At 61.8% G+C, this 25,851-nt stretch carries 26 protein-coding genes; 17 read left to right on the top strand and 9 right to left on the bottom strand.

Translation table 11 applies throughout. The features are described from left to right. Positions 1-34 precede the first annotated feature (34 nt). Both ABAC460_RS33910 and ABAC460_RS33905 read left to right on the top strand, forming a co-directional pair. The gene (locus tag ABAC460_RS33910; RefSeq protein WP_023453115.1) at positions 35-643 is read left to right on the top strand and encodes a hypothetical protein; all 609 of its coding nucleotides are present in this window, start codon (positions 35-37) and stop codon (positions 641-643) included. Further along, positions 633-1,190, top strand: a complete 558-nt coding sequence (locus tag ABAC460_RS33905) for a hypothetical protein (RefSeq protein WP_155914614.1) — start codon at positions 633-635, stop codon at positions 1,188-1,190. Before ABAC460_RS33910 ends, ABAC460_RS33905 begins: the two co-directional genes overlap by 11 nt. On the opposite strand, the gene ubiB is transcribed toward ABAC460_RS33905, so the two are convergent. From ubiB to ABAC460_RS0124415, 4 genes are all read right to left on the bottom strand, one after another. Further along, complete coding sequence (ubiB, locus tag ABAC460_RS33900; protein WP_023453113.1) at positions 1,187-2,698, bottom strand: 2-polyprenylphenol 6-hydroxylase; 1,512 nt, start codon at positions 2,696-2,698, stop codon at positions 1,187-1,189. The genes ABAC460_RS33905 and ubiB overlap by 4 nt on opposite strands. Before the next feature lie 2 nt (positions 2,699-2,700). Then, the gene (locus ABAC460_RS33895) at positions 2,701-3,489 is read right to left on the bottom strand and encodes a class I SAM-dependent methyltransferase (protein ID WP_023453112.1); all 789 of its coding nucleotides are present in this window, start codon (positions 3,487-3,489) and stop codon (positions 2,701-2,703) included. Positions 3,490-3,603: 114 nt separating this feature from the next. Further along, on the bottom strand, positions 3,604-4,647 hold the full coding sequence (locus ABAC460_RS33890) for a LacI family DNA-binding transcriptional regulator (protein WP_023453111.1): 1,044 nt from the start codon (positions 4,645-4,647) through the stop codon (positions 3,604-3,606). A 168-nt stretch (positions 4,648-4,815) separates the two neighbouring features. After that, on the bottom strand, positions 4,816-5,106 hold the full coding sequence (locus ABAC460_RS0124415; protein ID WP_031236673.1) for a hypothetical protein: 291 nt from the start codon (positions 5,104-5,106) through the stop codon (positions 4,816-4,818). A 994-nt stretch (positions 5,107-6,100) separates the two neighbouring features. On the opposite strand from ABAC460_RS0124415, the gene galA reads away from it, so the two are divergent. After that, complete coding sequence (gene galA, locus ABAC460_RS33885) at positions 6,101-8,992, top strand: beta-galactosidase GalA (protein WP_031236672.1); 2,892 nt, start codon at positions 6,101-6,103, stop codon at positions 8,990-8,992. A 28-nt stretch (positions 8,993-9,020) separates the two neighbouring features. After that, positions 9,021-9,734, top strand: coding sequence for a DUF6445 family protein (locus ABAC460_RS33880; protein ID WP_023453109.1), 714 nt, complete (start codon positions 9,021-9,023; stop codon positions 9,732-9,734). Between the two features lie 372 nt (positions 9,735-10,106). Here ABAC460_RS33880 and ABAC460_RS33875 read toward each other — a convergent pair whose 3' ends face one another. The 3 genes from ABAC460_RS33875 to ABAC460_RS33865 form a co-directional block, all read right to left on the bottom strand. Then, positions 10,107-10,661, bottom strand: a complete 555-nt coding sequence (locus tag ABAC460_RS33875) for a hypothetical protein (protein WP_023453108.1) — start codon at positions 10,659-10,661, stop codon at positions 10,107-10,109. Positions 10,662-10,878: 217 nt separating this feature from the next. Beyond that, entirely contained in the window at positions 10,879-11,676 is a 798-nt protein-coding gene (locus tag ABAC460_RS33870) for an SDR family NAD(P)-dependent oxidoreductase (protein ID WP_031236670.1), read from the bottom strand. A 92-nt stretch (positions 11,677-11,768) separates the two neighbouring features. Then, positions 11,769-12,224, bottom strand: a complete 456-nt coding sequence (locus ABAC460_RS33865; RefSeq protein ID WP_023453106.1) for an Rrf2 family transcriptional regulator — start codon at positions 12,222-12,224, stop codon at positions 11,769-11,771. A 250-nt stretch (positions 12,225-12,474) separates the two neighbouring features. Between ABAC460_RS33865 and ABAC460_RS33860 the strand changes: the two genes are divergently transcribed. From ABAC460_RS33860 to ABAC460_RS33820, 9 genes are all read left to right on the top strand, one after another. Next, positions 12,475-14,517 carry a potassium transporter Kup gene (locus ABAC460_RS33860; protein WP_023453105.1) on the top strand — a complete coding sequence of 681 codons (2,043 nt, stop codon included), beginning with the start codon at positions 12,475-12,477 and terminating at the stop codon, positions 14,515-14,517. Between the two features lie 57 nt (positions 14,518-14,574). Then, positions 14,575-15,015, top strand: coding sequence for a hypothetical protein (locus ABAC460_RS33855; RefSeq protein ID WP_023453104.1), 441 nt, complete (start codon positions 14,575-14,577; stop codon positions 15,013-15,015). 77 nt (positions 15,016-15,092) lie between these two features. Further along, positions 15,093-16,328 carry an argininosuccinate synthase gene (locus tag ABAC460_RS33850; protein ID WP_023453103.1) on the top strand — a complete coding sequence of 412 codons (1,236 nt, stop codon included), beginning with the start codon at positions 15,093-15,095 and terminating at the stop codon, positions 16,326-16,328. Between the two features lie 146 nt (positions 16,329-16,474). Beyond that, entirely contained in the window at positions 16,475-17,452 is a 978-nt protein-coding gene (locus tag ABAC460_RS33845) for a hypothetical protein (protein ID WP_023453102.1), read from the top strand. Between the two features lie 32 nt (positions 17,453-17,484). Beyond that, positions 17,485-18,408 (top strand): diacylglycerol/lipid kinase family protein, encoded by a 924-nt coding sequence (locus tag ABAC460_RS33840; RefSeq protein ID WP_023453101.1) that lies wholly within the window; start codon positions 17,485-17,487, stop codon positions 18,406-18,408. After that, a complete protein-coding gene (locus ABAC460_RS33835; protein WP_023453100.1) occupies positions 18,405-19,202 on the top strand; it encodes a phosphatase PAP2 family protein in 798 nt (265 codons plus the stop codon). The genes ABAC460_RS33840 and ABAC460_RS33835 overlap by 4 nt, the downstream gene beginning before the upstream one ends. Further along, positions 19,199-19,972: a metallophosphoesterase family protein gene (locus tag ABAC460_RS33830; RefSeq protein ID WP_023453099.1), complete on the top strand. Its 774-nt coding sequence runs from the start codon at positions 19,199-19,201 to the stop codon at positions 19,970-19,972. Before ABAC460_RS33835 ends, ABAC460_RS33830 begins: the two co-directional genes overlap by 4 nt. Positions 19,973-20,026: 54 nt before the next feature. Further along, on the top strand, positions 20,027-20,686 hold the full coding sequence (locus ABAC460_RS33825; RefSeq protein ID WP_023453098.1) for a LysE family translocator: 660 nt from the start codon (positions 20,027-20,029) through the stop codon (positions 20,684-20,686). Between the two features lie 72 nt (positions 20,687-20,758). Next, complete coding sequence (locus tag ABAC460_RS33820) at positions 20,759-21,310, top strand: CC0125/CC1285 family lipoprotein (RefSeq protein WP_023453097.1); 552 nt, start codon at positions 20,759-20,761, stop codon at positions 21,308-21,310. Positions 21,311-21,354: 44 nt separating this feature from the next. Here the strand turns inward: ABAC460_RS33820 and ABAC460_RS33815 are convergent, their stop codons facing one another. Continuing rightward, positions 21,355-22,116: a DUF6065 family protein gene (locus ABAC460_RS33815; RefSeq protein ID WP_023453096.1), complete on the bottom strand. Its 762-nt coding sequence runs from the start codon at positions 22,114-22,116 to the stop codon at positions 21,355-21,357. A 35-nt stretch (positions 22,117-22,151) separates the two neighbouring features. Here ABAC460_RS33815 and ABAC460_RS33810 point away from each other — a divergent pair, with 35 nt between their 5' ends. From ABAC460_RS33810 to ABAC460_RS33795, 4 genes are all read left to right on the top strand, one after another. After that, the gene (locus ABAC460_RS33810; protein ID WP_023453095.1) at positions 22,152-22,667 is read left to right on the top strand and encodes a prolyl-tRNA synthetase associated domain-containing protein; all 516 of its coding nucleotides are present in this window, start codon (positions 22,152-22,154) and stop codon (positions 22,665-22,667) included. 157 nt (positions 22,668-22,824) lie between these two features. Beyond that, positions 22,825-23,097 carry a hypothetical protein gene (locus ABAC460_RS33805; RefSeq protein WP_023453094.1) on the top strand — a complete coding sequence of 91 codons (273 nt, stop codon included), beginning with the start codon at positions 22,825-22,827 and terminating at the stop codon, positions 23,095-23,097. Between the two features lie 98 nt (positions 23,098-23,195). After that, the gene (trxA, locus tag ABAC460_RS33800; RefSeq protein WP_023453093.1) at positions 23,196-24,068 is read left to right on the top strand and encodes a thioredoxin; all 873 of its coding nucleotides are present in this window, start codon (positions 23,196-23,198) and stop codon (positions 24,066-24,068) included. 20 nt (positions 24,069-24,088) lie between these two features. Continuing rightward, positions 24,089-24,295 (top strand): Trm112 family protein, encoded by a 207-nt coding sequence (locus ABAC460_RS33795; protein ID WP_235075792.1) that lies wholly within the window; start codon positions 24,089-24,091, stop codon positions 24,293-24,295. Positions 24,296-24,385: 90 nt separating this feature from the next. Here the strand turns inward: ABAC460_RS33795 and ABAC460_RS33790 are convergent, their stop codons facing one another. Next, on the bottom strand, positions 24,386-25,630 hold the full coding sequence (locus ABAC460_RS33790) for a UbiH/UbiF/VisC/COQ6 family ubiquinone biosynthesis hydroxylase (protein WP_031236668.1): 1,245 nt from the start codon (positions 25,628-25,630) through the stop codon (positions 24,386-24,388). Positions 25,631-25,851 lie beyond the last annotated feature (221 nt).

Here is a 25,851-nt window from a genome sequence, read left to right as displayed (position 1 = left end):
CATAGTTGGGAAGGACGAGGCAAGGGGGCAAGGCATGCACTGGTTCGGGCGCACATTACTGGCTTTGGTTGTCATGGCTGTGACGGCGGGCTGCGATGCCGGGCCGTCAGCGGTGCTGCCCGATGGCGGCGGCGAGACCGTGGTCGTCAAGGAGAAGAAGGCACCGGTCTGGGCTGAGCAAAAAGCCGAACCGGAGGCTGTTGCCCAGGCGTCGATGGCGGTGATCGATCAGCCGGTGGCCGAAGCGGAAACGACCAAGGCCGGTAAAGTCGCCATTACCGAAACCCGCTATGGCGACTGGCCGCTGTGGTCGAAGAACCGCAAATACTCGGCCTATGAAAACGCCACCTATCATTATGAAAAGCACGGCGCCGAGTTCGCTGCCGCCTCTTACCAGGACTGGGTGGGCAAGGTGCACGGCTTTATTCACAGTCCGCCCAAGGGCACCCAGACCCTGAAACGCAACAACGGCGACACCTTGTTCTACGATCCGAAGGGCAATGTCTTTGCGGTGATGACCAAACAGGGCGCGCCGCGGACCATGTTCCGGCCGGACAATGGCGCCGCCTACTGGCAGAAACAGAAACAGATCGAGTCCGACCGCAAGCTGGGCCGCGATCCTAAGGGGGGCAATGATGAGTGAACTGCCTAATGTCGAGCGGACCAAATACATGACGCAGCAGCGCCTGACGGATGCAGGTTTTGCGGTGCTGTGTTTTGCCGCGCCGTTCATCTACAACATGGTCTATCCCGGACGGGTGGATTACTTTCTGTCGCACGTGCTGGCAGGGGATTTTGAAGTCCTGTTCTGGCCCCATAATATCCCGGGTGAGTTCCACTATAACCCCTATTTCCGGACCCGGATTTTTTCCTTTTTTCTTTTTATCCCGATTGCCGGCGTTTGGCTGATGCTGCGCTCGCTGTTTAAGATGGACACGACCTGGACCGTGAGCGAGGACTCGGTCACCTGCGATATCGTATCCCTGAACGGTCGCCGCCGCGAAGCCTGGTCCATTCGTGAGATCGCTCAGGTCAGGCTGCGACGGATCTTGCTGGAGTTTGGCGATACCCGATATGGCCTGGACCTGGTCCTGCGGTCGGGCAAGGTGCTGGAGTTGCCCGCGAAACGGCTCAGGACCACGGCGGAGCGGGTCAAGGCGGACATCGAAGCCGCGGCCGGAATCGGCTAACGCACCGCCATCCAGATAATCACGCCCAGCGAAATCACCGAGACGATCAGGGCGATCAGGCCGAAGGTGCGGCCTTGCTGGGCGACCAGGCGCAGTTGCGCCAGTTCGAGGGCTGCGGTGTTTGGCCGTTCGCCCTCGTCATCCAGGCGCAGCTTGTGGACGATGCGCTCGAACAGGCGGCGGGCCTCGACCACCGGCGACAGTTCGCGCGAGATCCAGGCGCGGACGACCGGACGGGCAGCTTCCCACAGGTTATGTTCGGGATAGATGCGGCGGGCCACGCCTTCGACGCTGACCATGGTTTTTTGCAGCAGCACCAGTTCGGGGCGCAGGTGCATCTCGAACTGGGCGGTAATTTCGAACAATTGCGACAGCAGGCGGCCCATGGAGACTTCGGTCGCCTGGCGGCCCAGGACGGGCTCGCCAACGGCGCGCAGGGCCTGGGCGAAGCTGTCGACATTCTGGTGCGCCGGAACGTAGCCGGCCTCGAAATGGACCTCGGCGACACGCTTGTAGTCGCGGCGCAGGAAGCCCCACAGCATTTCGGCCAGATAGCGCCGCTCCTTGGGGCGCAGCCGGCCGATAATGCCGAAATCGATGGCGGTCAGCTTGGCCGGCGCAGCGACGAACAGGTTGCCCTCGTGCAGGTCGGCATGGAAGACGCCGTGGTCCAGGGCCTGGCTCAAGAAGGCGCGGATCAGGTTGTCGGCCGTTTCTTTCTTGTCGAGCCCGGGCAGTTCCAGGGCTTCCGGGCGGCTCAAGGGGATGCCGTCGGCCCATTCGATGACCAGGACGCGGCGTGAGACGTGGTGCCACACGATCTTGGGCGCCTTCATCCACGGTTCGGCGTTGATGATCTGGCCCAGTTCATCGGCGGCCGAGGCCTCCAGACGCAGGTCCAGCTCCAGCAGCAGCGAGGTTGCCACGGTGGCGACGAAGGCCTCCGGTTCCAGACGCTTGGCCGACGGGAAGAAGAAGGCGATAATCCCGGCGCCCAGGGTCAGCATGGCGACATCGGCGGCGATGATGCGTTCGATGTTCGGCCGCAGGATCTTGACCGCGACCTTGCGGCCGTCCTTCATCACGGCCTCGTGCGCCTGGGCGATCGAGGCCGAGCCGATGACATCGCCGAACTCGGCGAAGATTTCCTGGGGCGGTGCGCCGAGGGACTCAAGAATGGTGGCTTCGGCGACGGCCTTGGGGAAGGGCGGCAGGCGGTCCTTCAGATGGGCCAGGTCGCGGGTGAAGCGTTCGCCGAAAATATCGCCGCGCGTTGACAGAATCTGGCCCAGCTTGATGAAGGCCGGGCCCAGGTCGTGAAAGGCCTTGGCGTAGCGTTCGCCGGCGCGTTCTTTTGTTTTCTTGGCGAAGATGGCGCGCAGAACACCGGCCAGGAAGCGCGGGATCGGCGGCAGGAGGTGTTCGGTTTCCCTGGGCAGCAACGCGTCGTGGCGCAGCAGGATCATGCCGGTCCGGATCAGACGTGCCCAGGAGTCCAGCGAAGCCACGGTCAGGCGCGGCCTTCATGCAGGGCGCAGATGCCGCCGGAGAAGTTGGAATAGCTGACGCGGTCGAAACCGGCGCGGACCATCATCTGTCTGAAGGTCTCCTGGTCGGGGAAGCGTTTGATGCTTTCGACCAGGTATTGGTAGCTGTCGCGGTCATGGGCGATCATCTGGCCCATGAAGGGAATGACCTTGAAGCTGTAGGTCTCGTAGACCTTGTTGATCACCGACGATTTCGGGTGCGAGAATTCGAGGCAGAAGAAGCGCCCGCCGGGTTTCAGCACGCGCTTGGCCTCAAAGAGGGCGGCCTGGACGTCGGCCACGTTGCGGATGCCGAAGCTGATGATATAGGCGTCGGCCGCGTCGTCGGGCAGGGCCAGGTGCATGGCGTCGCCGACCGACCACGAGATTTCCGGTTCGTGGAGCTTCAGGCGTTCGGACTTTTCACGCCCGGCCATGATCATGGCATCGTTATAGTCGATGATGCGGATATCGGCGTCGGTCGCCGGATTGCCGCGGGCGGCGCGGCGGGTCTTGGCGGCGCGGGCCAGCTTGGCCAGGCGGCGGGCGATGTCGCCGGTGCCGCCGGCCACGTCCAGGATGACTTCGCCCGGTTGCGGGTTGAGACGGGCGCAGGCCGCGTCCTTCCACAGGTGGTGGATGCCGCCGGACATGACGTCGTTCATCAGGTCATAGCTGGAGGCGACGCTTTTGAACACGCCGTGAACCATCGACACCTTATCGCGGGCATCGACGTCCTTGAAACCGAACGGTGAAGTGGCTGTCTCGCTCATGCGATCGGTTCTAGCGCGAAGGTCTTAATTTGGCGAAACAAAAAACGGTAAAAGGGGTGGCGGCGCGCCGGACATATCGTCGCGGGGGAAGCGTGACGGCGTTTCGCGCAGGCCTCAGACCTTCCGCGTCGAGCCTCGCACCACCAGTTCGGCGCCGATCTGCACCGACGGCGCCATTTCGCCGTTCAGCCGCCGGAACAGGATATCCACCATGTGCCGGGCACCGGCCATCCGGTCCTGGCGCACCGTGGTCAGGCCGGGCGACAGGCTGCGCGCCAGGCCGATATCGTCGAAGCCGCACACCGCCACATCGTCCGGCACCTTCAGGCCGGCTTCGGCCAGCGCGGCCAGCGCCCCCTGGGCAATGATGTCCGAGGCGCAGAACAGACCGTCGAAAGCCTGCTTGCGCGAAATCACCTCGCGCACCGCGGTCAGGGCAGAGTCGAAGCTGTACTGGCAATCGATCCGCACCCCCGGGCCGGCCTTGCAGGTCGTGCTGGCCAGGCCCTGGGCATAGCCGGAATAGCGGGCATCGGCTTCGGGGACGCCCGACGGGCCGACAAACAGGATATCGCGGCAACCGCCGGCTACCATGTGACGCGACGCCAGCCGCCCGCCCAGAACGTTGTCGACACCGACCGAGGCATAGGTCTGGCCGGGCATCTTTTCGCCCCACACCACCATGGAGGGGTATTCGGCGCCGACCGCCTGCATGGCGGCGTGCTGATCGCTCTGGCCCAGCACCAGCAGGCCGTCGAAGCGATGGGAATGGGTCAGGTCGAACAGCCAGCCTTCGGAGGTGGCGGACACCTTGGACAGCAGCAGGTCATAACCGCGCCGCACCACCTCGTCGGCCAGGGCGCCGATCATTTCCAGCAGGAAGGAGTCGGTGAGTTGTTCGTCGGTTTGCGGCCCCATGGGCAGGATCAGGCCGACCGTCTGGGTCGTCTGCAGACGCAGGTTCCGGGCCGCCTGATTGACGACATAGCCGTTTTCCCGCGCGATCGTCTGAATACGTTCGCGCAGTTCCTTGGGGATCAGGGGGCTGTCAGCCAGGGCGCGCGAGACGGAGGAGACGGACACGCCGGCGAGGCGCGCCACGTCCGCCATCTTGAGGCGAACCTTGGGTTTGACGACCGGAAGCGGCTCGTCGATCATTACGCTAGTACCCTATGCAACAGTGCCCGCCCGTCTGATCTGCGAGCGTTTCGCAATAAGTTCACACCTTTTCGGCGAGCAAGTCCACGCCTTTTCAGTATTTTTCATCGCGGTGCAATGTGTCGGAAAATCTCCAACAAAGGGTTACCGTATACTTTTGCGAATAAATTAAACGGGTTCCGGCGCGGGACAGAAGGATTTCAGGAAATTCCCGTGGGTCGGAAGGGTCTTCACAAATTGTTCCAATGGCGGCCCGACCTCATCCAAAAGCCGAATGAGGCTATCCACTTTTAGTTTGTCCGCCATCAGATTACCACGCGGCGGCATCACGCCTATGCCGTCGGGAACCGAATATCGACAAGATTGGGCAGCTTCTTCGGACCGCACGGTCATGCCGGCACCGCGATCCGTTTTCTCTTCCAGATGAAGGAACCAGATGAAGGAAAAGGTCTCCCTCAAACACCGTAACCAGGTTTTTGAGGGAGACAAGACGTGGTTTCGGTTGAGCCGAAACAGCCAGTTGGGGAAGAAGGGCGCGGCTTCGTGCGAAACTACGAAGACGCCCCGTCAGACATGGTCGCGAAACCATGTTCAGGGTGCTTGGTCCAGACGCCTGAACCATGCGAAGTCAAAACGCTTGCCCGGTGGCTCGGATGCCGGTGGTAGAGCGTGGTAGAACGGGTTCTGGAACGCGTAAGGCTTGGAATCACCGAAGGGGTACGGATGGGCTTCGATGTTCCGGTCACGTTCGAACCGTTGCGATAGACAGAGATGTTGTCCGCACTGTGTGGAGGGGGGGCGCAGTGATCTCGACAAAAATGGTGGTGTCACAAAGATCGGAATCGCCGAGCCGCGTACAAAGTCCACTCCCAATGACAGCGCTGTCATCAACGCGCGTGTACTAAGGGTTAAGCGCCCGTCAGCAGCCCTTTCCTGAAAATCTTGAAGTCATACGTATGGTCGTCCCTGAATCTTGAGTTTCTTTGTCTTACGTGACCCGAAAGGCCACCACCCTGACCTGCCCTCACAGTATGACAAGGTTGTCATTTTCTGACAGAACAACCTTTGGCAAGGCGGTCAAAAAATGTCAAGAATTTTGTCGTTGGCGCCTTGATCCCTATCAAAAATCGCAACGACCCGGTGTTTTCCGGTAACAGGGCTTTTTGTGCCGCAAAAATTCCGAATGGTGGGAATCCCGGGTGCTGCGGCGATCATTTTCGACGACGCGGATGTCGCGACCATGTCAGTCTAGACTGTCTCGCGAGTCTTGCATCAGGACAAAATGGTCAGATTTGAAAACTGCGTGCGCGTCATAGACGCCGCGACGGGTCTAGTTTGGCCAACGCCCAGGATCGCCTCACCCCACCGCAGCCGTCTTAAATAAGTGCCGCCAAACCGCCTTGCCCACCGCTTCAAATTATCATACAAAATCGGCAAAAAGAGGAGATACGGCGTGAAACCTTTGCTAATGGCGGCAGCCGCCGCCCTGATCCTGGCTGCCAACCTGACGGCCCCACAGGCCATCGCCGCCGAAACGGTCCAGACCTCCCCCACCGCAACACGCGAACGGGTCAATATCGACAAGGACTGGCGTTTTGCCTACGGCCACGCCGATGACGCCGAAAAGGACTTCCGCCACGGCCTGCGCCCCTTCTTCTTTGCCAAGGCCGGCTTTGGCGACGGCCCGGCCAACCCCGATTTCAGCGACACCGCCTGGCGCCAGGTCGATCTGCCGCACGACTGGGCGGTCGAACTGCCCTTCGACGGCCGCGGCAACACCAATCACGGCTCCAAGGCCATTGGCCATCCCTTCCCCGAAAACAGCGTCGGCTGGTACCGCAAGGTCATCGACATCCCGGCCGCCGACAAAGGCCGGCGCATCGCCCTGGAATTTGACGGCGTCTATCGCGACAGCGTCGTCTGGGTGAACGGCCACTATATCGGCACCGAACCCAGCGGCTATTCTGGCTTCCGCTACGACATCACCGACTATCTCAACTATGGCGGCCGCAATGTCATCGCCGTCCGCGCCGACGCCACCACCGAAGAGGGCTGGTTTTACGAAGGCGCCGGCATCTATCGCCACGTCTGGCTGACCCGGACAGACCCTCTGCACGTCGCCCAGTGGGGCACCTTCGTCCGCACCACGGTCGACGGCGCCAAGGCCAGGCTCGACATCGATGTCACGGTACAGAACGACGGCAAGACCGGCGAGACCTTTGCGATCCGCCAGGAGGTCTTTGCCCCCGACGGCCGCAAAGTTGCGGAAGGCGAAACCGCCAACCTGACGGTCAAGGCGGTCACTGACGGCGACTTCACCTCAACCCTCGCCGTCGACCAGGCGCAACTGTGGTCGCTGGAAACGCCGCACCTCTATCGTTTGCGGACGACGATCATAAAAAACGGCGTGGTCCGCGACAGCTATGACACGACCTTTGGCATCCGCACCGTCGTCTTCGATCCGGACAAGGGCTTCTTCCTCAACGGCAAGAACCTGAAACTGCAAGGCACCAACAACCACCAGGACCATGCCGGGGTCGGCGTCGCCCTGCCCGACGGCCTTCAGGCCTGGCGCGTAAAACAGCTCAAATCCTACGGCGTCAACACCTACCGCGCCTCACACCATCCGCCGACGCCGGAACTGCTGGACGAAGCCGACCGCCAGGGCATGCTGGTCATCGACGAGCACCGCATGATGGGCACCACGCCCGAGATCCGCGGCCAGATGGAACGGATGATCCGCCGCGACCGCAACCACCCCAGCGTCATCCTGTGGTCGGTCGGCAATGAGGAATGGGCGCTGGAATGGAGCCCGCTGGGCACGCACCTGGCCACCGAGATGCAGGACGACGTCAGGCGGCTGGACCCCACCCGTCGCACCACCGTGGCGACCAGCGGCTCAGGCCAGGGCGTGTCGCTGGCGGCGGATGTCATCGGCTTCAACTACGGCGCCCAGCACGATGTCGATGGCTTCCATCGCGCCCATCCTGAAAAACCGGCCCTGATGTCCGAAGAAGGTTCGACCCTGACCACGCGCGGCATCTATGTCGACGACCGCGCCGCCTCGCATCTCAATGCCTATGACCGCCAGGGCCGGCCGGGCAACAGCCTCAGCATCGAGGAAGGCTGGCGCCGGGTCCAGGACCGGCCGTGGATGTCGGGCATGGTGATCTGGACCGGTTTCGACTATCGCGGCGAGACCACGCCCTTCGGCTGGCCGGCGGTTTCGTCGCAGTTCGGCATGACCGACACCACCGGCGTGCTCAAGGACACCGCTTACTACCTCAAATCCGTGTGGACGCAGCAACCCATGGTCCATATCCTGCCGCACTGGAACTGGGCCGGGCGCGAAGGCGTGGCGATCGATGTCCGGGTCTACAGCAACGGCGACGCCGTCGAACTGTTCCAGGACGGCAAGTCGCTGGGCCGCCAGACCCTGGTCAAGGACTCGCACCTGCAATGGAGCGTGCCGTACAAGCCGGGCAAGCTGACCGCCAAATCCTACCTGGACGGCAAGCTGGTCGCCTCGAACGAGGTCGTCACCACCGGCGCACCCGCCACCCTCACCCTGACACCCGACACCACCGCCCTGAAGGCCGACGGCACGGATATCTCCGTCGTCTGGGTCAATGTCACCGACAAGGCCGGGCGCATCATTCCTATCGCCCGCAACGGTGTGAGCTTCGAAACCACTGGCCCGATCCGCATCATCGGTGTCGGCAATGGCGATCCCGGCTCGCACGAAGCCGACCGGCCGGCCGAGCGCCATGCCTTCCACGCCCTGTCCGAATGGCGGTCCCTGGCCCTGGACAGCCTTGACGGTGGCCCAGCGGTCTCCGCCACCGCCGATACGTCGACATGGCGCGACCCGACCCAGTGGCTGCCGCCCGAGGCCCAGCCACCGGCGACCAAAGGCCTGGTGCTGCGCGGCCAGTTCGCCAGACCTGACATGGCGCCGGGTGACGTTGCCGTGCTGTTCATCGACGCCCTGGCCGACGGCCAGACCGTCTATGTCAACGGCCAGGCCGTGACGCCGAAAACGATCGACGGTGCGCTGGTGGTCGAACTCGATGCGGCAACTCTGAAAGACAGCAACAGCCTGACCTATGTCTTCACGACACCCCAGGGCGGGGTCCAGGGTATGTACGACCGGTCGGTCGGCGCCACCAAATGGGGCACCCTGCGCATCACCACGCCGGCCGCGCCCTGGCAGCGAAGCGTCTTCAACGGCTGGGCCCAGGTGATTGTCCAATCGACCGGCGAACCGGGTCAGGCGACCTTGAAGGCTGTATCGGATGGACTGAAACCGGCGGTCGCGACCTTCACGGTGCGGTCGCCTTCCTAAGCGGCCGGCCTTGGGTTAAGACGGGGTCATGGCCGATATGACCCTGAACCTGAACACCGCCGCGCGCCTGGAAATCCGCCGCATCGGCCGCGAACAGCAGCCGGTGGTGATCATCGACGACGTCTTCACCAACCCCGAGGTCCTGGTCGAAGCGGCCCGGACGTCAGTGTTCGAACGGCCGAAACATACCCGCTATCCCGGGCTGAATGCCCCCCTGCCAGACACCTACGCCGCAACCGTGGTCCCGGCCCTGCGCCACCTGATGACCACGGTGTTCGAGATACCCGAGAAACTGCGCATGACCCAGTTCGGCTTCCTGGCCCTGGCCACCCTGGGGCCGGAAGCCCTGGAGCCCGTCCAGAAGATTCCGCACCAGGACACGCCGGAGCACAATCGCCTGGCCAGCGTGCATTACCTGTGTGAGCCCGGCGGCGGTACGGGTTTCTTCCGTCATCGCGCCACAGGTTACGAAGCGGTGACCCCGGAACAACGCACCCACTATGTCGCTACGGTCTCCGAAGAACTGGAAGCCGGCGGTAGCGGCCTGACCCGCCACGTCTCGGCGGACACGCCGTATTTCGAGTTGATCGACTGGGTGCCGGCAGCCTTCAACCGGCTGGTCCTGTACCGCAGCAACGCCCTGCATTCGGCCCTGATCGACGGTGTGCCGCTGAGCGAAGACCCGGCGACAGGCCGGCTGACGGCCAACCTGTTCCTGCTGCCGGTTCAGAAGTTGTTCTGACCCGCCTGCGTTCGACGGAAATCTCCGCAAAGGGTTGTCCACAGATAAGCCAGATAAGCCAGATGGATAGCGTTACCGAGCCATTGCAGGCTTCCTTTTCTTCGCGTCTTCGCGTCTTCGCGTGAAACAATTCTTCCTCGTGCGAAGTGGCGGGCAACGCTGGTAAGAAATTTCACGCGAAGACGCGAAGACGCGAAGAACGGTGGCAAGTCGGCAAAGGACTGCGCGGTGGGTCTATCTTCCGACGCGCTTTGCGCGTCATTATCCGCCTCGGGTTTGAGCGCGGTCCACGACCTCAAACGCTGTCCATCTGACTTATCTGGCTTATCTGTGGACAACCCCTTTACGATCCCTTCCCCACGCGTAGCCGTCTCAAGCCTGGCTCTGAACGACCTTCCGTTGGCGCGCCGCCTGGGCGAACAGCCCCGCCGCAACCAACCACAGCACGATCCAGAACCCGGTCAGCAAGACATCGGAATAGCCCTGGGCCAGGCCGATCACCACGACCACCGTCTGGGCCAGCGCCGTCAGTCCCATGACCACCGCCATACCGACAGGGCGAAACCAGACAAGAAGCGAACCAACCATCGCCACCAGCAGAACGCCGCCGAACATCAGGTTGGCCGGATTGTTTTCCGACCCCAAAATACCGACCGCCAGATTGACCCAGATCAACAGGAAGGCGCCGACCACCGCCACAGCAACGCCGGCCTTATAAGACCCGTTGCCCTGCAACCGCGCCGCCAGTTCATAAATCCCGCAGGCCGTGGCCAGCAGTGCCCCCATAAAGGCGAAGTCGGACACGGTCCATTGGACTTCGCGGGTGAACTGCATGGCGATAAGGGGCAGCAGCAGCAATGCCCCCGCCCCGCCCCACATGGCGAAACTCCAGCGGTTTGCGCGTTTCGTCGTTTTGATCTCGGTCATGGTCTTGCCTCCTTAAAATGAGGCTTCACCTTGGCACGCTCAACGCTGAGCGGCATGAGGGCGCTGTGAGCACTTGCTGAAAACGCCTTGGCGCGGTTGAAATGGGTCAGGCTGAGCCGAAAAGGGCTGGTTTCGAGAACCGGAGCGGAGCGTACTCAAGTACGTGAGCACCGGAAGCGCAGAAAACGGCACTTTGCAGGCCAGCATCACCCATTTCTTAGCGGTGAATCTTGCTGAGATGACCCGAAACCACCTCCATCACCCAGTCGTCAGGCAAAACCTTCAGCAGAGCCGACACCGTCTTGTTCGGCGCCCCCGGCACGCAGGCCGCGCGATTGGCCTCGCAAGCCTGATAGCCTTCGCGCGCAACCTCATCGGCGCCCATCCACCACCATTCCGGAATCGACTTCGACAATTTCGACCGCGTGCCGATGACGTCGTGGAATTCCGACCAGGTCCAGCCCGGGCACAGGGCGGAGACATGCACCCCATGATCGCGCACCTCCAGGTGCAGGCTTTGCGAGAACCGCGTCAGGAAGGTCTTGACCGGCCCATAGACGGTATCGCCCGGCGAGGCCGGCAGGAAACCGGCCAGGGACGAGACATTGACCACCCGGCCAAACTTCTGCTCGATCATCCCCGGCAGAAAGCGATGGGTCAGTTCCATCGGCGCCAGCATCATCACCTGCATGAAGGCGCGGTGCGCTTCCCACGGATTGCCGACAAAGCCGCCCGGCTGGCCATAGCCGGCATTATTGACCAGGCCGTCGACGGTCCGGCCCAGCGCCAGGATACCTTCCTGCAGCACGCCCGGGGCGGCCGGGTCCGACAAATCGGCGGGCAACCCATAGGCCTCGACACCGAAACGCAAACGGATCTCTTCGACCAGCTTTTCGAGCCGTTCCGCCCGGCGCGCGGTCACTGCCACGTCCCAGCCGTTAGCGGCATAGGTGCGCGCAAACGCCAGGCCGATGCCCGAAGACGCTCCCGTGATCAGAACCAGACGGCGTGCCAAAAGAAACCTCGCGACCATTATCACCCGTCATTCTTCATGACGGCTGATATTAGCCGGAGGGAAACACGATAATTGCTAACAAATCAAGCAGATCAGGCCGGTATCTTTTCGCCCTGGGGCGCGGTCTGGCCGACATGGCGCAGCAGATCGGCCACGGTCACTGTCGCCAACGCTTCGCAGGCCGCCTGATTGGCCAGTTGCATGGCGCTGTTGACCGCCTTGGGGATGGCCTGGCTGACCGGACAGCCTTCGGCGCCGATCGGCGCGCTGCCGAGGTGAGCGCACCCATTGACCGCGCGCAAAACCTCATCCAGGCGGATGTCCTCCGGCCGTTTCAGCAGCCAGGCGCCGCCGGCCACGCCGGAGCAGGTGGCGACCAGTCCGGCCTTGGCCAACTGAGTCGTCATGCGGCGGATGACCACCGGATTGGTCGGAATCGAGGCGGCCAGCACCGACGACGACACGGCGGCGTCACGCGAAAAGGCGTTCCGGTGGGCCAGGTAGGCCAGGGTGTGGGCAGCTACGGGAAATCTTTGGCTATCGGACATGTCAGCACTTTGATACGCGAAAATCCGCCCGGTTCATAGTCTCAGCCCACTCGCCCTCTGGGACTACCTTCTGAGCCTCTGAAAATAAAAATACCATGTTGTCATGCACTTTGCCGCAAACTTACGGTGCAGTGCAAGATAGACCCGCCGAATCCCATTGAATGTGACAATAAATAGGCGTAAGAGCCCGACGTTCAAACGAGGGCCGCCACCTGTGACGTGTGTGTTTATTGCCCTCAGGAGAGTATGAATGACTGGGGACACCCCTGCTGAATCCACGGCCTCCTCGCCGTCTTCAGCCACGTCCGCAAATGCGGACACCAGTGGCGCGACATCCGCCACCCTCCATACAACCAGCGAAACCGAAGCGGTCGCCAGCCATGGCCACGGCAAGGAAGGCTTTATCGCCCTGGCCGTCGGCTCGATCGGCGTCGTCTTCGGCGATATCGGCACCTCGCCGCTGTACGCCATGCGCGAAGCCCTGCACCATGCCCGCGGGGATGTGAATCCGGAACACGCCGTCCTGGGCGTCGTGTCGCTGGTGCTGTGGACCATGACGCTGTTCGTGACGATCAAGTACGTCACCTTCTTCATGCGCGCCGACAACAAGGGCGAAGGCGGCACCCTGGCCCTGATGGCCCTGGCCCAGAAGGCCCTGGGCCGCTATTCGCCGCTGGTCTATTTCCTGGGTATCTGCGGCGCCGCCCTGTTCTACGGCGACGGCATCATCACCCCGGCCATCTCTGTGCTTTCGGCCGTCGAGGGCCTGAAGGATGCGCCGGGCCTGGCCGGCCGTCTGGACCCCTACCTGCTGCCCATCGCCGCCGGCATCCTGGTTGCCCTGTTCATGGTGCAGGCCAAGGGCACGGGTAAGGTCGCCAAGTTCTTCGGTCCGATCACCGTAGTATGGTTCCTGGCCCTGGGCGGTTTGGGTGCAGTCCATCTGGCTGATGATCTGCGCATCTTTTACGCCATTAACCCCTGGTACGGTATCCGCTTCCTGATGGAAGAACAACTCGCCGGCTTCATCATCCTGGGCAGTGTTTTCCTGTGCGTCACCGGCGCCGAGGCGCTGTATGCCGACATGGGCCATTTCGGCAAGAAGCCGATCCAGATGTCGTGGGTGATCCTGGTCTTCCCCTGCCTGGCGCTGAATTATCTCGGCCAGGGCGCCATGATCCTGAATGATCACACGACGGGCGAAAATCCGTTCTGGAACATGGTGCCGGAAATGGCCTACTGGCCGATCCTGGTCCTGGCGACCATCGCCACCGTCATCGCCTCGCAAGCGGTGATCACCGGCGCCTTCTCCCTGACGCAGCAGGCCGTTCAGCTTGGTCTGCTGCCGCGTATCGAGATTCGGCGCACCTCCGAAACCCAGGCCGGCCAGATCTATGTCCCGTCAGTCAACACCTTCCTGCTGATCGGTGTTCTTATCTTGTTGATGGGCGCCAGCCTGATCGCTCAGGCGAGACTCGCAGAAGACGCTGACGCCCTGGGCTCGTCGGTCCTTGCCTCGGCCTACGGCATCGCGGTGACCGGCGCCATGTTCGTCGACACCCTGCTGGCCTGGTTCGTCTGCCGCCATATCTGGAAGTGGAACCTGGGCCAGACCTGCCTGCTGCTGGTTCCGCTGGGCCTGATCGACATGGTCTTTATCGCCTCGAACCTGCTGAAGATTCCCGACGGCGCGTGGCTGCCGCTGGCCTTCGGCGCCGTCCTGGTGCTGATCATGCTGACCTGGGCCGCCGGCACGCGCACCCTGACCGAAAAGGCCCGCCGCGACAGCGTCCTGTTGATGGACCTGGTCGAGATGCTGAAAAAGCGCCCGCCGCACCGTGTCGCCGGCACCGCCATCTTCCTGACCTCGGATGCCGATATCGCGCCGGTCGCCCTGATGCACAATCTCAAGCACAACAAGGTGCTGCATGAGAAGAACATCATCCTGACCGTCAGGACGGCCCAGTCGCCGCGCGTTCCCGAAGGCGACCGCATCACCATCGAAGTCATCAATGAGGACTTCAAGAAGGTGACGCTCAGCTACGGCTTCATGGAAAGCCCTAACCTGCCGCGCGCCCTGGGCCTGTGCCGCAAGCTGGGCCTGAAGTTCGACATCATGGCGACCAGCTTCTTCCTGGGCAAACGCAATGTCGTGCCATCGGCCAATTCGGGCATGCCGCTGTGGCAGGACAAGCTGTTCATCTTCCTGATGAAGAACGCCGCCAACCCGACCGAGTTCTTCCACATCCCGCCGGGCCGCGTGGTCGAGCTGGGGACCCAGGTGACCGTCTGAGCCTTGCCAAATTCCCGTTTCAGGCTAATCTTCCGTTAACACAATGGAGGGGTGGCCATGAAACGGGTATTTGCGGGTATCGCGGTTTTCCTGATGACGGCGTCGTCGGTCCAGGCGGCACCGTTTCGGCTTTACGATGTTTCGGATGAACAGCACTGCGAATGCGACTGTTACATCAGTCTTCATCGTGCCAACGCCAGACCGGATTCTCGTGGCTACAAACCAGCTATCGTTGTCATCTTAAGCCACGCCGAGATTCGCATCGACGGCCAACCGATCCGACTGACAGAAACGGACGAAGAGACATCGTCCGGGTGGCCCGTATATATCAACGAACAGGCCGGTGTTCGCCTGGAACCTCACCTCCGGCGGGATGGCCGGGTACCCGACCTCGGCTATCTGAAGTTCATCGGCGACATCCGCGTGACCTATCGCGGCAGCTCTATGAATATCCCGGTCGATGGGTTGAACTGGTGCGACGTCGGTGACGACGTTTAGGTCACATTTAAGGTTGCCATGGCGGACCTTAGACCGTAAAGCGCGCGTGCCCGTTTTAACCTAAGGTCACGCCGCCCATGTCCGCTCCCGTTGAAAAGCCCGTCAAGAAAGTCGTCCTCGCCTATTCCGGCGGTCTCGACACCTCGATCATCCTGAAGTGGCTGCAGACCGAGTACCAGGCCGAGGTTGTCACCTTCACCGCCGACCTGGGCCAGGGCGAGGAATTGGAGCCGGCCCGCAAGAAGGCCGAGCTGCTGGGCATCAAGCCGGACAACATCTTCATCGAAGACCTGCGCGAAGAGTTCGTCCGCGACTATGTCTTCCCGATGTTCCGCGCCAACACCGTCTATGAAGGCCAGTACCTGCTGGGCACCTCGATCGCCCGTCCGCTGATCGCCAAGAAGCAGATCGAGATCGCCCGCAAGGTCGGCGCCGATGCCGTCTGCCACGGCGCCACCGGCAAGGGCAACGACCAGGTCCGTTTCGAGCTCGGCTATTACGGCCTGGAGCCCGACATCCGCGTCATCGCGCCGTGGCGTGAGTGGGACTTCGCCTCGCGTGAAGCCCTGATCAGTTTCGCCGAACAGCATCAAATCCCCATCGCCAAGGACAAGCGCGGCGATGCGCCGTTCAGCGTCGACGCCAACCTGCTCCACTCGTCGTCCGAGGGCAAGGTGCTGGAAGATCCGGCCGTCGAAGCGCCGGAGTTTGTCTATCAGCGCACGATTTCGCCGGAAGCTGCGCCGGACACCCCGGCTGTCTTCACCATGGACTTCGAACGCGGTGATCCTGTCGCCATCGACGGCGTCGCCCTGTCCCCGGCCGAACTGCTGACCAAGCTGAACCAGCTGGGTCACGACAACGGCGTCGGCCGTCTCGACCTGGTCGAAAACCGCTTCGTCGGCATGAAGTCGCGCGGTGTCTACGAGACTCCGGGCGGCACCATCCTTCTGGCGGCGCACCGCGGCATCGAGTCGATCACGCTGGACCGCGGCGCCATGCACCTGAAGGACGAGCTGATGCCGAAATATGCCTCGCTGGTCTATAACGGTTTCTGGTTCTCGCCGGAGCGTCAGATGCTGCAGGCAGCGATCGACTGGTCGCAGGACAAGGTCACCGGCCGCGTCACGGTGAAGCTGTACAAGGGCAATGTGACCATCACCGGCCGCGAGAGCCCCTATTCGCTGTACGACCAGGACCTTGTGACGTTCGAAGAAGGCAAGGTGGCCTACGATCACCGCGATGCCGCCGGTTTCATCAAGCTGAATGCGCTGCGTCTTCGCGTGGCGGCCAAGCGCGATCAGAGGTCGTAAGGGAAGGGATGGCGATCATCCGCGCCCGGATAGTTACAGATTATGATTAACGGTTGCGTGAGGGCGAAATGCAGGCTAAATGCGCATTAATAACAGGTTAATGTTAAATAGCATTAACTTACATTAATGCGGGGTTACGCCGGTTCATGTCGATCAAGAACTTTCCGGGAAAACTGAAAGCGATGGCCGAAAAGCTGGGCTTCGGTGACAGTGACATTGAAATCTACCTGCGTCAGCTGGCTCAAGACGCAGGGATTGAATACCGGGTCGTCGCTCACTGGGTGGAAAAGGAAGATCTTGGACTACGCGGCGACACCGCAACCAAGTTCTACGCCTATTTTCTGGACAAGTTAGGTCGGAAATTCGACGGCTATCTCACCCGCTGTTCTCTGGAGCAATTTCGGGACGCCCTGGACCTTCCAGGTCAGGCAAAAGGTTGCAACGTCGAGAGCTTTGTCGGGATTTATCAGGTCATCCGCCCCCACTGTGCCCGAAATGGCCGATACGTTCTGGAAGCCATGGAAATCGCGCGGGACGGAGCGGGCTTCAAAACCTACTTTTATTCCTATAGACAGCCGGAACGCCGGTTCATGTATGAAGGCGCCGGCTTAGGATCAATACGATACTATTTTTCCATGATGTCGCGTCAGCACGAGGAAGCAGCAGGTTTCTCATCGTTCCGTTGCGTCAGCTTCTACGTTAGTGAGACCGAGTTCAACCTCAGCCTGTCGGGCGTCATGCTGCGTGGGACGAGCGGAAATGCCATGCAAAAATCCGTGGCCGGCATACCCTTTATCGCCATAAAGCTGTCTTCCGCTCGTTCGCTGCGGGAGGTGGATCCTGTGCGGTTGGAAAACTCCAGCAAAAAGGCGGATGTCCTTAACCGTCTGCAACGTGACGGCCACCTCCTCTTGGGCAGCATCGAACGCGCCTGGAACGAAGACCTGACGGCATATTGCGAAAAGCTCTTCCAATATCCCGCCCTGAAGGCAGCTTTCGAAACCCGCCATTCACAGATCATCTTCACCGTTCCGCAAAACGACCTGCGCGATATCGACGAACTGTCGGAAGAACAATGGTGCACCCTTTCCGCAGGCCTCAATCCGCCGCCCACCTCCCATTGAATCTTTACGGTGCCGCGGGCTAGCGAAAGATCATGCCGGCGGAAAACCCCTTCAACATCCTCATCAACGCCAAATCGGGCACGGTCCTCAACATGGGCCAGGCCGCGATCGAAAGCGCCATCGAAACCAGCAACCTCCCGGTCGCCGAACTCTGTTTCAGCGATCCGGAAGACATGCAGACCCATCTCGAACGGTTCAGCAAGGCCAAAGACCCCCTGCTGATCGGCGGCGGTGACGGCACCATCCGCGAAACCGCCAAATACCTGAGCACCCACAGCAAGAAACCGTTCGGCGTCCTGCCCTTCGGCACCATGAACCTGCTGGCCCAGGATCTCGACATCACCACCCTGCAAAGCGCCCTGGCCGCCTATGCCGCCGGCGTCCGCGAAGAGGATGTCGACGCCGGCTATGTCAATGGCGAGCTGTTCCTGTGCTGCGCCTCGGTCGGCACCATGCCCGAAGCCTCGGTCTTCCGTGAGCAAAACCGCGAACAGGGCAGCCTGCTGCTGATGCCGCGCATGTTCTGGTTCGTCTTCGAAAGCCTGGACCGCCACAAACAGGAACGCGTCGTCCTCCAGATCGACGGCAAGATGCGCAAGTTCCGCACGCCCGCCGTCGTCGTCTCCAACAACCGCTTCAAGACCACCACCAAGCTCACCGAAAGCAACTTCAAGCGCGCCACCCTGACCGGCGGCAAACTGGCGGCCTACATCCAGACCACCAAGACCCGCCTGGCCCATCTGCGCTTCCTCACCCGCCTGCTGATCGGCAACTGGAAGCAGGACCCCGACCTCGAAGAGCTGACCGGCAAACACATGACCTTGTGGAGCAAACACAAGAAGGACCTGGTCTCCATCGACGGCGAGGTCGAGGAAATGCGTACCCCCCTCGATTTCGTCATCAAACCAAAATCCATCAAGCTGCTGGTGCCGGCCGAACCTTCGGTGCCAAAATGAAGACATATCTTCTGCAACGCCTACCCGAACGCCTGAAACAGGAATGGCGGGCCCTGGCCTTCTTCGGCGCCATCCTGATTATCATGGCCGGCGTGTTTTTCGAAGTCATGGAAGAGGTCTTCTGGGAAGGCGACCCTTTCCTGGCGATCGACACCACCACCTTCCACGGCCTGCAAAGCCTGCGCACACCCGCCCTCGACAACCTGATGGTCGCCGTCACCGAACTGGGCGACACCTGGGTTATCGTCGCCATAACGGCCGCGGTCGCCGTCTGGCTTGTTCACCAGAACCTGTGGCGCGTGCTTATCTACTGGCTGATCGCGATCGGCGGTGGATCGCTGATCAACTCCGCCATCAAGCTGGCCATGCAAAGGGCACGTCCCGGCGACCTGAACTATGACGGGGTCAGCGTCTTCTCCTTCCCCAGCGGCCACAGCACTACCAATGCCGTCCTCTACGGCTTTCTGCTGATCATCCTGGCGCGCGAAGTGCCTTTCAAGTGGCGCATCCCCATCGTCATCGCCTGCGTCGGCCTGGTCGGGGTGATTGCCATTTCGCGCCTTTATCTCGGCGCCCACTGGTTTTCCGATGTCGCCGGCGGCCTGGCCTTCGGTTCCGCCTGGCTGGCCTTGCTGGGGCTGTTCTACATGTGGCGTCCGGCCGGCAAGGTCGATCCGGTAAAACTCCTGATCGTGGTCGCATCCGCATTGATCCTCGCCGGCGGCTTGAATATCGCGGCCAATCACGCCACCGATATGACGCGCTATGCCGTCGCACCGGAGCCGTCGTCGTGAAGATCGCCCATATTTCCGACCTGCATTTCGGTTCGCTGTCGCGACCCGTCACAGAAATCCTGATGCGCCATTTCGATGACGACAAACCCGACCTGGTCGTGGTCAGCGGCGACATCACCCAGGACGCCACCTGCTCCGAGTTCGAGGAGGCCAAGGCCTTTTTCGATCTGCTGCCAATGCCGGTCTTCTGCATTCCCGGCAATCACGACCTGCCCGGCATGGACCTGGAGCGGTTCTACGATCCGTGGGGCCGCTACCGCCGCTTCATCAGCCAGGACCTGGAACCTGAACTGAGGACCGACCTGGTCCACCTGAAAGGCATCAACACCGCCCGCCGCGTTCTGGCCCACTGGAACTGGGCCAATGGTTCGGTCAGCCGGCGCCAGTGCCGCGACATCCGCCACGCCTATGCCGACGCGACGGCGCCGTGGCGGGTCTTCGTTATGCACCATCCGGTCATGAATGCGTCGGAAATGCCGCTGCAGGTCGCGCTGTTCAACCGCCGCCGCCTGTTGAAGTGCCTGGACGACACCCGCGTCGACATCGTCCTGGCGGGGCATCAACACCATGCCTATGTCGAAAACCGGCTGACAGGCGGTCACACCACCATCTTCGTCAACGCCTCGACCACGACCAGCCTGCGCCTCCGCCGCCAACCCAACGGTTTCAACATGCTGACCTTTACCGACAAGGCGGTGCGCATCGACCGGCTGGACCTGGACGGTGAAACCTTTCGCATCATCGAAGCCGTCACGCACACTAAGGTCTGATCTGGCCAAGGTCTGATCTGGCCAAGATCTGAGCCGGCATGATATGAGCGGGTCATGTCCCCCGTCGATCCCGCCAAATACTCCGCCTTTCTGGCCGCCATGGCGTTGATGGCCATTTCACCGGGCCCGGCCAACCTGTTCTTCATCCGCACCGGCCTGTCGGGCAGGAAACGCAACGTCTTCACCGGCGTCATCGGCGTCAACACTGCCACCCTGGTCTGGTTCGTCGCCGCGGCCTTGGGCCTTCAGGCCCTGATGATCGCCCTGCCCCTGCTGTTCAAGGCTATGACCATCGCCGGCGGGCTCTATCTCATATGGCTGGGCGTCTCCACCGTTCGCCACGCCCTGAAAATCGACAATGAACGCATCGACCTGCAGTTCATCGCTCCTGCCACACCCGGAACCCTGACCCGCACCCTGCGCGAAGGCTTCATGGTCCAGATGTTGAACCCCAAGGTTTTGCTGTTCTTTTCGGTCGTGCTCCCGCCGTTTCTCGACATCGCCCGGCCGATGCCGGCCCAGATGTCGGTCTTCGCCGCCACAGCCATCGGCATGGATGTGATCTCCATGACCACCTATGGCCTGCTGGCGGTGACCCTGTCCCACCTGCTGCAACAGCCCCGCCACCGCCGGACCTTCGATATCGCCGCCGGCTCGGTCCTGGTCCTGATTGCAGTGATGATATTAGGTCACGCCGCCAAAGACCTATTTTGACCACATTGACGTTTAACTATTTTCCTAAGACTATTAACTTTTACATATCCGCACAGGTGGGAAGCACATATCATGAACAAGAAACTTCTTCTGACCGCCGCAGCCCTGGCCGGCCTGACCCTTTTGTCGGCCTGCGCCACCGCGACGCCCTATGCCCCGGCGGACCTGACGTCATCGCGCAGCTATCGCCCGGGCTTCACAGAATCCAAGCTGGAGGAAGGCCGTTTCCGCCTGACCTTCGCCGGCAACGACCTGACCCCGCGTGACACGGTCGAAACCTATCTGTTGTACCGCGCCGCCGAGCTGACCCTGCAGGAAGGCTATGACTGGTTCGAGGTCGTCAACCGCGACACCGACAGCCGCAGGCGCACGGTCTACAGCGACCCGTTCCCCGGCCTCTATGGCGGCCTGTCCTGGCGCTACTACGGCCGCAGCCGCTGGACCGGCTGGGGCATGGGTTACGATTCCTGGGACGCTCAGGAATATACCCGTTACGAAGCCCGCGCCGAAATCGTCATGCACAAGGGCGCCAAGCCTTCGGACGACCCCAACGCCTACGACGCGCGTTCAATCCAGAGCAACCTGGAATCGCGCATCGTTCGCCCGGTCGACACCCGGCGGTAAGGATCACGAATTCCGACGCTATAGCGGGCGCTGAGAGGCGCCCGTTATTTTTTGCGCTGGACCCGCGGCGTCTTCAGCCGGCGGCGGTTCATATGATCGCCGTCGTGCTGGACCATCTCACCCCTGGGCGTCGGCTTTTCGCCCTTGAAGTAGAACTTCTGCCAACCCTGCTTGATCGCTTCCGGATCGCGCGCGGTCAGCGAGGCATTGAACTCATCCCGCGTCCGCGCCCAGGTCTCGTACTGCTTCTTCAGGTCGGGGTCGCTTTCCAGCGACTTGATGACCGGCTGGACCTCGTCCATCTTCTTATGCTCGATCACCTGGATGAAGCAGAAGGGCTCCCCCCGCTTGAACGTCACCATGCCGGGACGCGTCATGCGCCAGTTCATGGTGAAGGGGAACGGCAGCCAGTCGGTTTCAACCAGGCCGGTCAGGGGCTGGACGCCGTCCTTGATGAAGTTGGGCGCGCCACCGGCCCACACGGCAAAGCCTGGCGGGGTGCGGAACATGTAGCCGGTATGGAAGGTCAGCACGCCGTGGGTAAAGTGCGACGTGCAGACATGCTCCATACTGTAGCCAGGGTTTTCGTCGCAGGTGATGACCAGGTCGGACTTGGCCGGGCCGCCGTTCCACACCGCGGTGAAATCGACCGGACACAGGATTTCCCATCCGGTGGTATTGGCCATGACCAGCGGCAGGCAGCGATAGGGGAAGCGGGCCTGGAACTCATCCATCCAATCGCGATCGGGCCGTCCCGGCACGATTTCCGGCGGATAGGTGGTCATGACGAAGCACTCTAATTCCATTGCATCTGTCCTGGTCTTTGCGTTATGGCGGCTCCATGACCGAACCGCTGTACACGCCTGATAAACTGCTCAAAGCCTTAGACGATTTGGGCCTGAAAACAAGCACGCTATGGCACGAAGCGGTATTCCGCGTCGGCGAGGGCGACGAGATCAAGGCCGCGCTGCCCGGTGCCCATACCAAGAACCTGTTCCTGAAGGACGACAAGGGCCAGTTGTGGCTGATCTCGGCCGAACAGACGACCCAGATCCAGCTCAAGACCCTGCCGAAGACGATCGGATCGGGACGCCTGAGCTTCGGTTCCGAGGAACGTCTTTATAATGCCTTGGGCGTGCGGCCGGGATCGGTGACGGCGCTGGGTCTGGTCAACGACCCGGACCGCAAGGTGAAGTTCATCCTGGACAAGGCACTGTACGATGCCGAGATCGTCAACTTCCATCCGCTGACCAACACGGCCACCACAGCCCTGAGCCAGACCGATTTCCGCCGGTTTATCGACTGGTTGGGACGTGACTTGGTGGTGGTGGATTTCGCCGCCCTGGGCGCCGCTTAGAGCGCGTCCCGAAAAGTGTGACGCACTTTTCGGACAAAGATGCGCGTAAAAGCAAAAACTTAGAGCGCCGATCCGATTCTTCCGGATCGAAACGCGCTCTAAGCTTGCCGCGGATCGGCATGTTTGCGATAATCGCAAGACTCAGCGGAGGTGCATCATGACCGCAAAACCTTCAAATCCCTGGTTTCGCGCCAAGCGCTACGGCTATGGTTCTGGCCTTCCCATGGCCTGGCAAGGATGGGTGGTTCTGGCGCTCTATCTGCTCGTCACGGTTGGCGCCGCTTTTGTCCTGCCGCGCCTGTTCCCCAGACCGGAAATCTTCACCAGCGCGATCTTTGCGGTTACCATCGTTGCGTCCCTGATTCTGGGTGTTATCTGCGCCCGTAAGACGCAGGGCGGCTGGCGCTGGCGCTCCGGGGATGAATCCTGAAGGGCGCTCACAACGCCACGGCGCAGTTTGGCGGAACCGCTTGACTCCTTACACGGTCGGGGCCATCTCAGGTCAAACGAACCCAGAACGAGGGACCCATGCCCAGCACCGACCCCAACATCATCGACGGTACCGAACAGAACTTCATGAAGGACGTCATCGAAACCTCGATGCAGACTCCGGTGATTGTCGATTTCTGGGCCGAGTGGTGCGGGCCGTGCCGTCAGCTGGGTCCGGCGCTGGAAAAGGTCGTTGCCGAGGCCAAGGGCAAGGTCAAGCTGGTCAAGATCGATGTCGACAAGAACCAGGGCATCGCCGGCCAGCTCCGCATTCAGTCGATCCCGACCGTCTATGCCTTCGTCAACGGCCGGCCGGTCGACGGCTTCATGGGCGCCAAGTCCGAAACCGAAGTCCGCACCTTTGTCGAAAAGCTGGGGATCAATGAATCCGGTCCGACCATCGAGGAAACCCTGGCCCTGGCGCAACAGTCGGCCGATGACGGCGACGTCACCAGCGCCCTGGAAGCCTACAGCTTCATCCTGGAGCAGGAACCTGAAAACACCAAGGCGATTGCCGGCGTCGCCCGCCTGTACCTGAAGGTTCAGCAACCCGATCGCGCCAAACAGTTCCTCGACATGGTCCCGGCCGATACCAAGGACGGTGACATCCAGGGTCTGCGCGCCGCGCTGGAACTGGCCGAGGGCGCACCGACCAACGTAGGTGAACTGCGTGCCCGCCTGGCCGGTGATCCGCGTGACTTCGACGCCATGTACGACCTGGGTCGCGCCCTGGCGGGACAGGGCGAGATGGTCGACGCCGTTAATCAACTGCTCGAAATCGTCAAGTACGATCCGGAATGGAACGATCAGGCGGCGCGTCAGTACCTGTTCAAGATTTTCGCGGCTGTCGGCAACGGGTCGGAGCTGGCCAAGGCCGGCCGCCGTCGCCTGTCGTCGATGCTGTTTTCGTAAGAGCCGCTCACATGAACGATATCAGCGCCGCCCCCAAGCCTATCCTCGAAGTCGATCCGCGCCTGCTGGAAGCTTTGGTCTGCCCGGTGACTCGCCGGCCTTTGACCTATGACAAAGCGGCCCAGGAACTGGTCTCCCCGACCGCGGGCCTGGCCTTCCCGATCCGCTCGGGCGTGCCGATCATGCTGGTCGACCAGGCCCGCAAATTCGAACCTCTAAAGGGCTAAACCACCGGAAGGGTTTGACATTCTTCTCCCGCCCCGTTTACGGGGAGGGGGGACCGCGAAGCGGTGGGAGGGGCCTTACGGTCGCTGAAATTAAACCAGTTCGCCGCGCAGCAGCTTCGGCAATTCCCCCGTCGCAGCACCCGCATCTTCCATGACGAACTTGCGCAAAGCCGGCACGCGGTTGAACATCCCAATCCCAACATCACGTACAGCCCGCAGCAGCGGATTGCCGTTGGAAAACAGATGGACAAAACCGTCCATCACCACCGAGGTCGAGACATTGTCGAACCGCCGCCACTTGGCGTAGCGCTCCAGCACCAGCTCGGTACCGATATCCTCGCCCAGCCGCGCCGCCTCGATCAGCACCTCGGCCAGGGCAGCCACGTCCTTCAGGCCGAGGTTCAAACCCTGGCCGGCGATCGGATGAATGCCGTGGGCGGCGTCCCCCAACAAGGCCAACCGTCCCTTGTGCATCTCTTCAGCCAGACCCAGACCCAGGGGATAGATAAACCGCGGCCCGACCAGTTCGATCTCGCCCAGGAACTCCCCGAACCGCGCCAGCAGATGGTCATAGAAAAAACCATCGCTCGCCTGCATCAAAGCCTTGGCCTTGGCATGGGTCTCCGACCAGACGATGCAGGCGCGATTTTCGGTCAGCGGCAGGATGGCGAACGGCCCCGACGGCAGGAAATGCTCATAGGCGACGTGATTGTGCGGCCGTTCCATCTTCACGGTGCAGACCACCGCGCTCTGCGGATAGTCCCACGAAACATGACCGATCCCGGCCTTGTCGCGCAGGGACGATTTGCGGCCCTCCGCCGACACCACCAATGGTGCACGCAACGTCTCACCGGTATCCAACTCAACCTCGGCGAACGATCCCGTTTCACGGTGTTCGACCACCGCCGCCGGCACCTTCAAGGCAATGCCCCGTTCCGTCACAGCGCTATGCAGGACCTGACGCGTAATACGGTTTTCCACCATATAGCCCAAAGGCTCATTGCCGGTCCGGTCGGAAATCTCATCGGCGGCGAAATGGAGGAAGAACGGCAGGGGCTTCGGACTAGCGGCGCCGGGCAGGTGGCCATCGGTCACGAAGATTTCATCCATCCGGCAGGCATGCTGTTCCAGTTGGTCGCCAACCCCCAGCGCCTTCCATTGCCGGAAACAGGCATAGGCGATGGCCGACGCCCGGCCGTCATAGCCGGCGTCGAGCATCTGGTCGAAAGGCTGTTTCTCGACGAGGGCGACATCGAGTCCGCCCTTTTCCAGAGCCAGGGCCAGGGTCAAACCGGCCATGCCGGCGCCGACGATGATGACGTCATAGGTTTCCATGGCCGCCATCATAAACCTGGCCGTTCAAAGCGCAATGCGGCGGACGGACGCGCCCTAAAAACCCCTCTCCCCGTTCTTTACGGGGAGAGGTTAGGGTGAGGGGCCTCTTAAACTGTCCGGTGCACAAACCTCTTCCGGAGGCCCCTCAGGCTCGCCGCCCCGCGCCGTCGCGTTCACTTCGTTCCGCTCTCGTCCTCTCCCCGCAGGCCGGGGAGAGGTGA

Source organism: Asticcacaulis sp. AC460 (genome assembly GCF_000495795.1).
Classification (GTDB): domain Bacteria; phylum Pseudomonadota; class Alphaproteobacteria; order Caulobacterales; family Caulobacteraceae; genus Asticcacaulis.
This window is presented reverse-complemented; position numbering and strand designations above follow the sequence as displayed.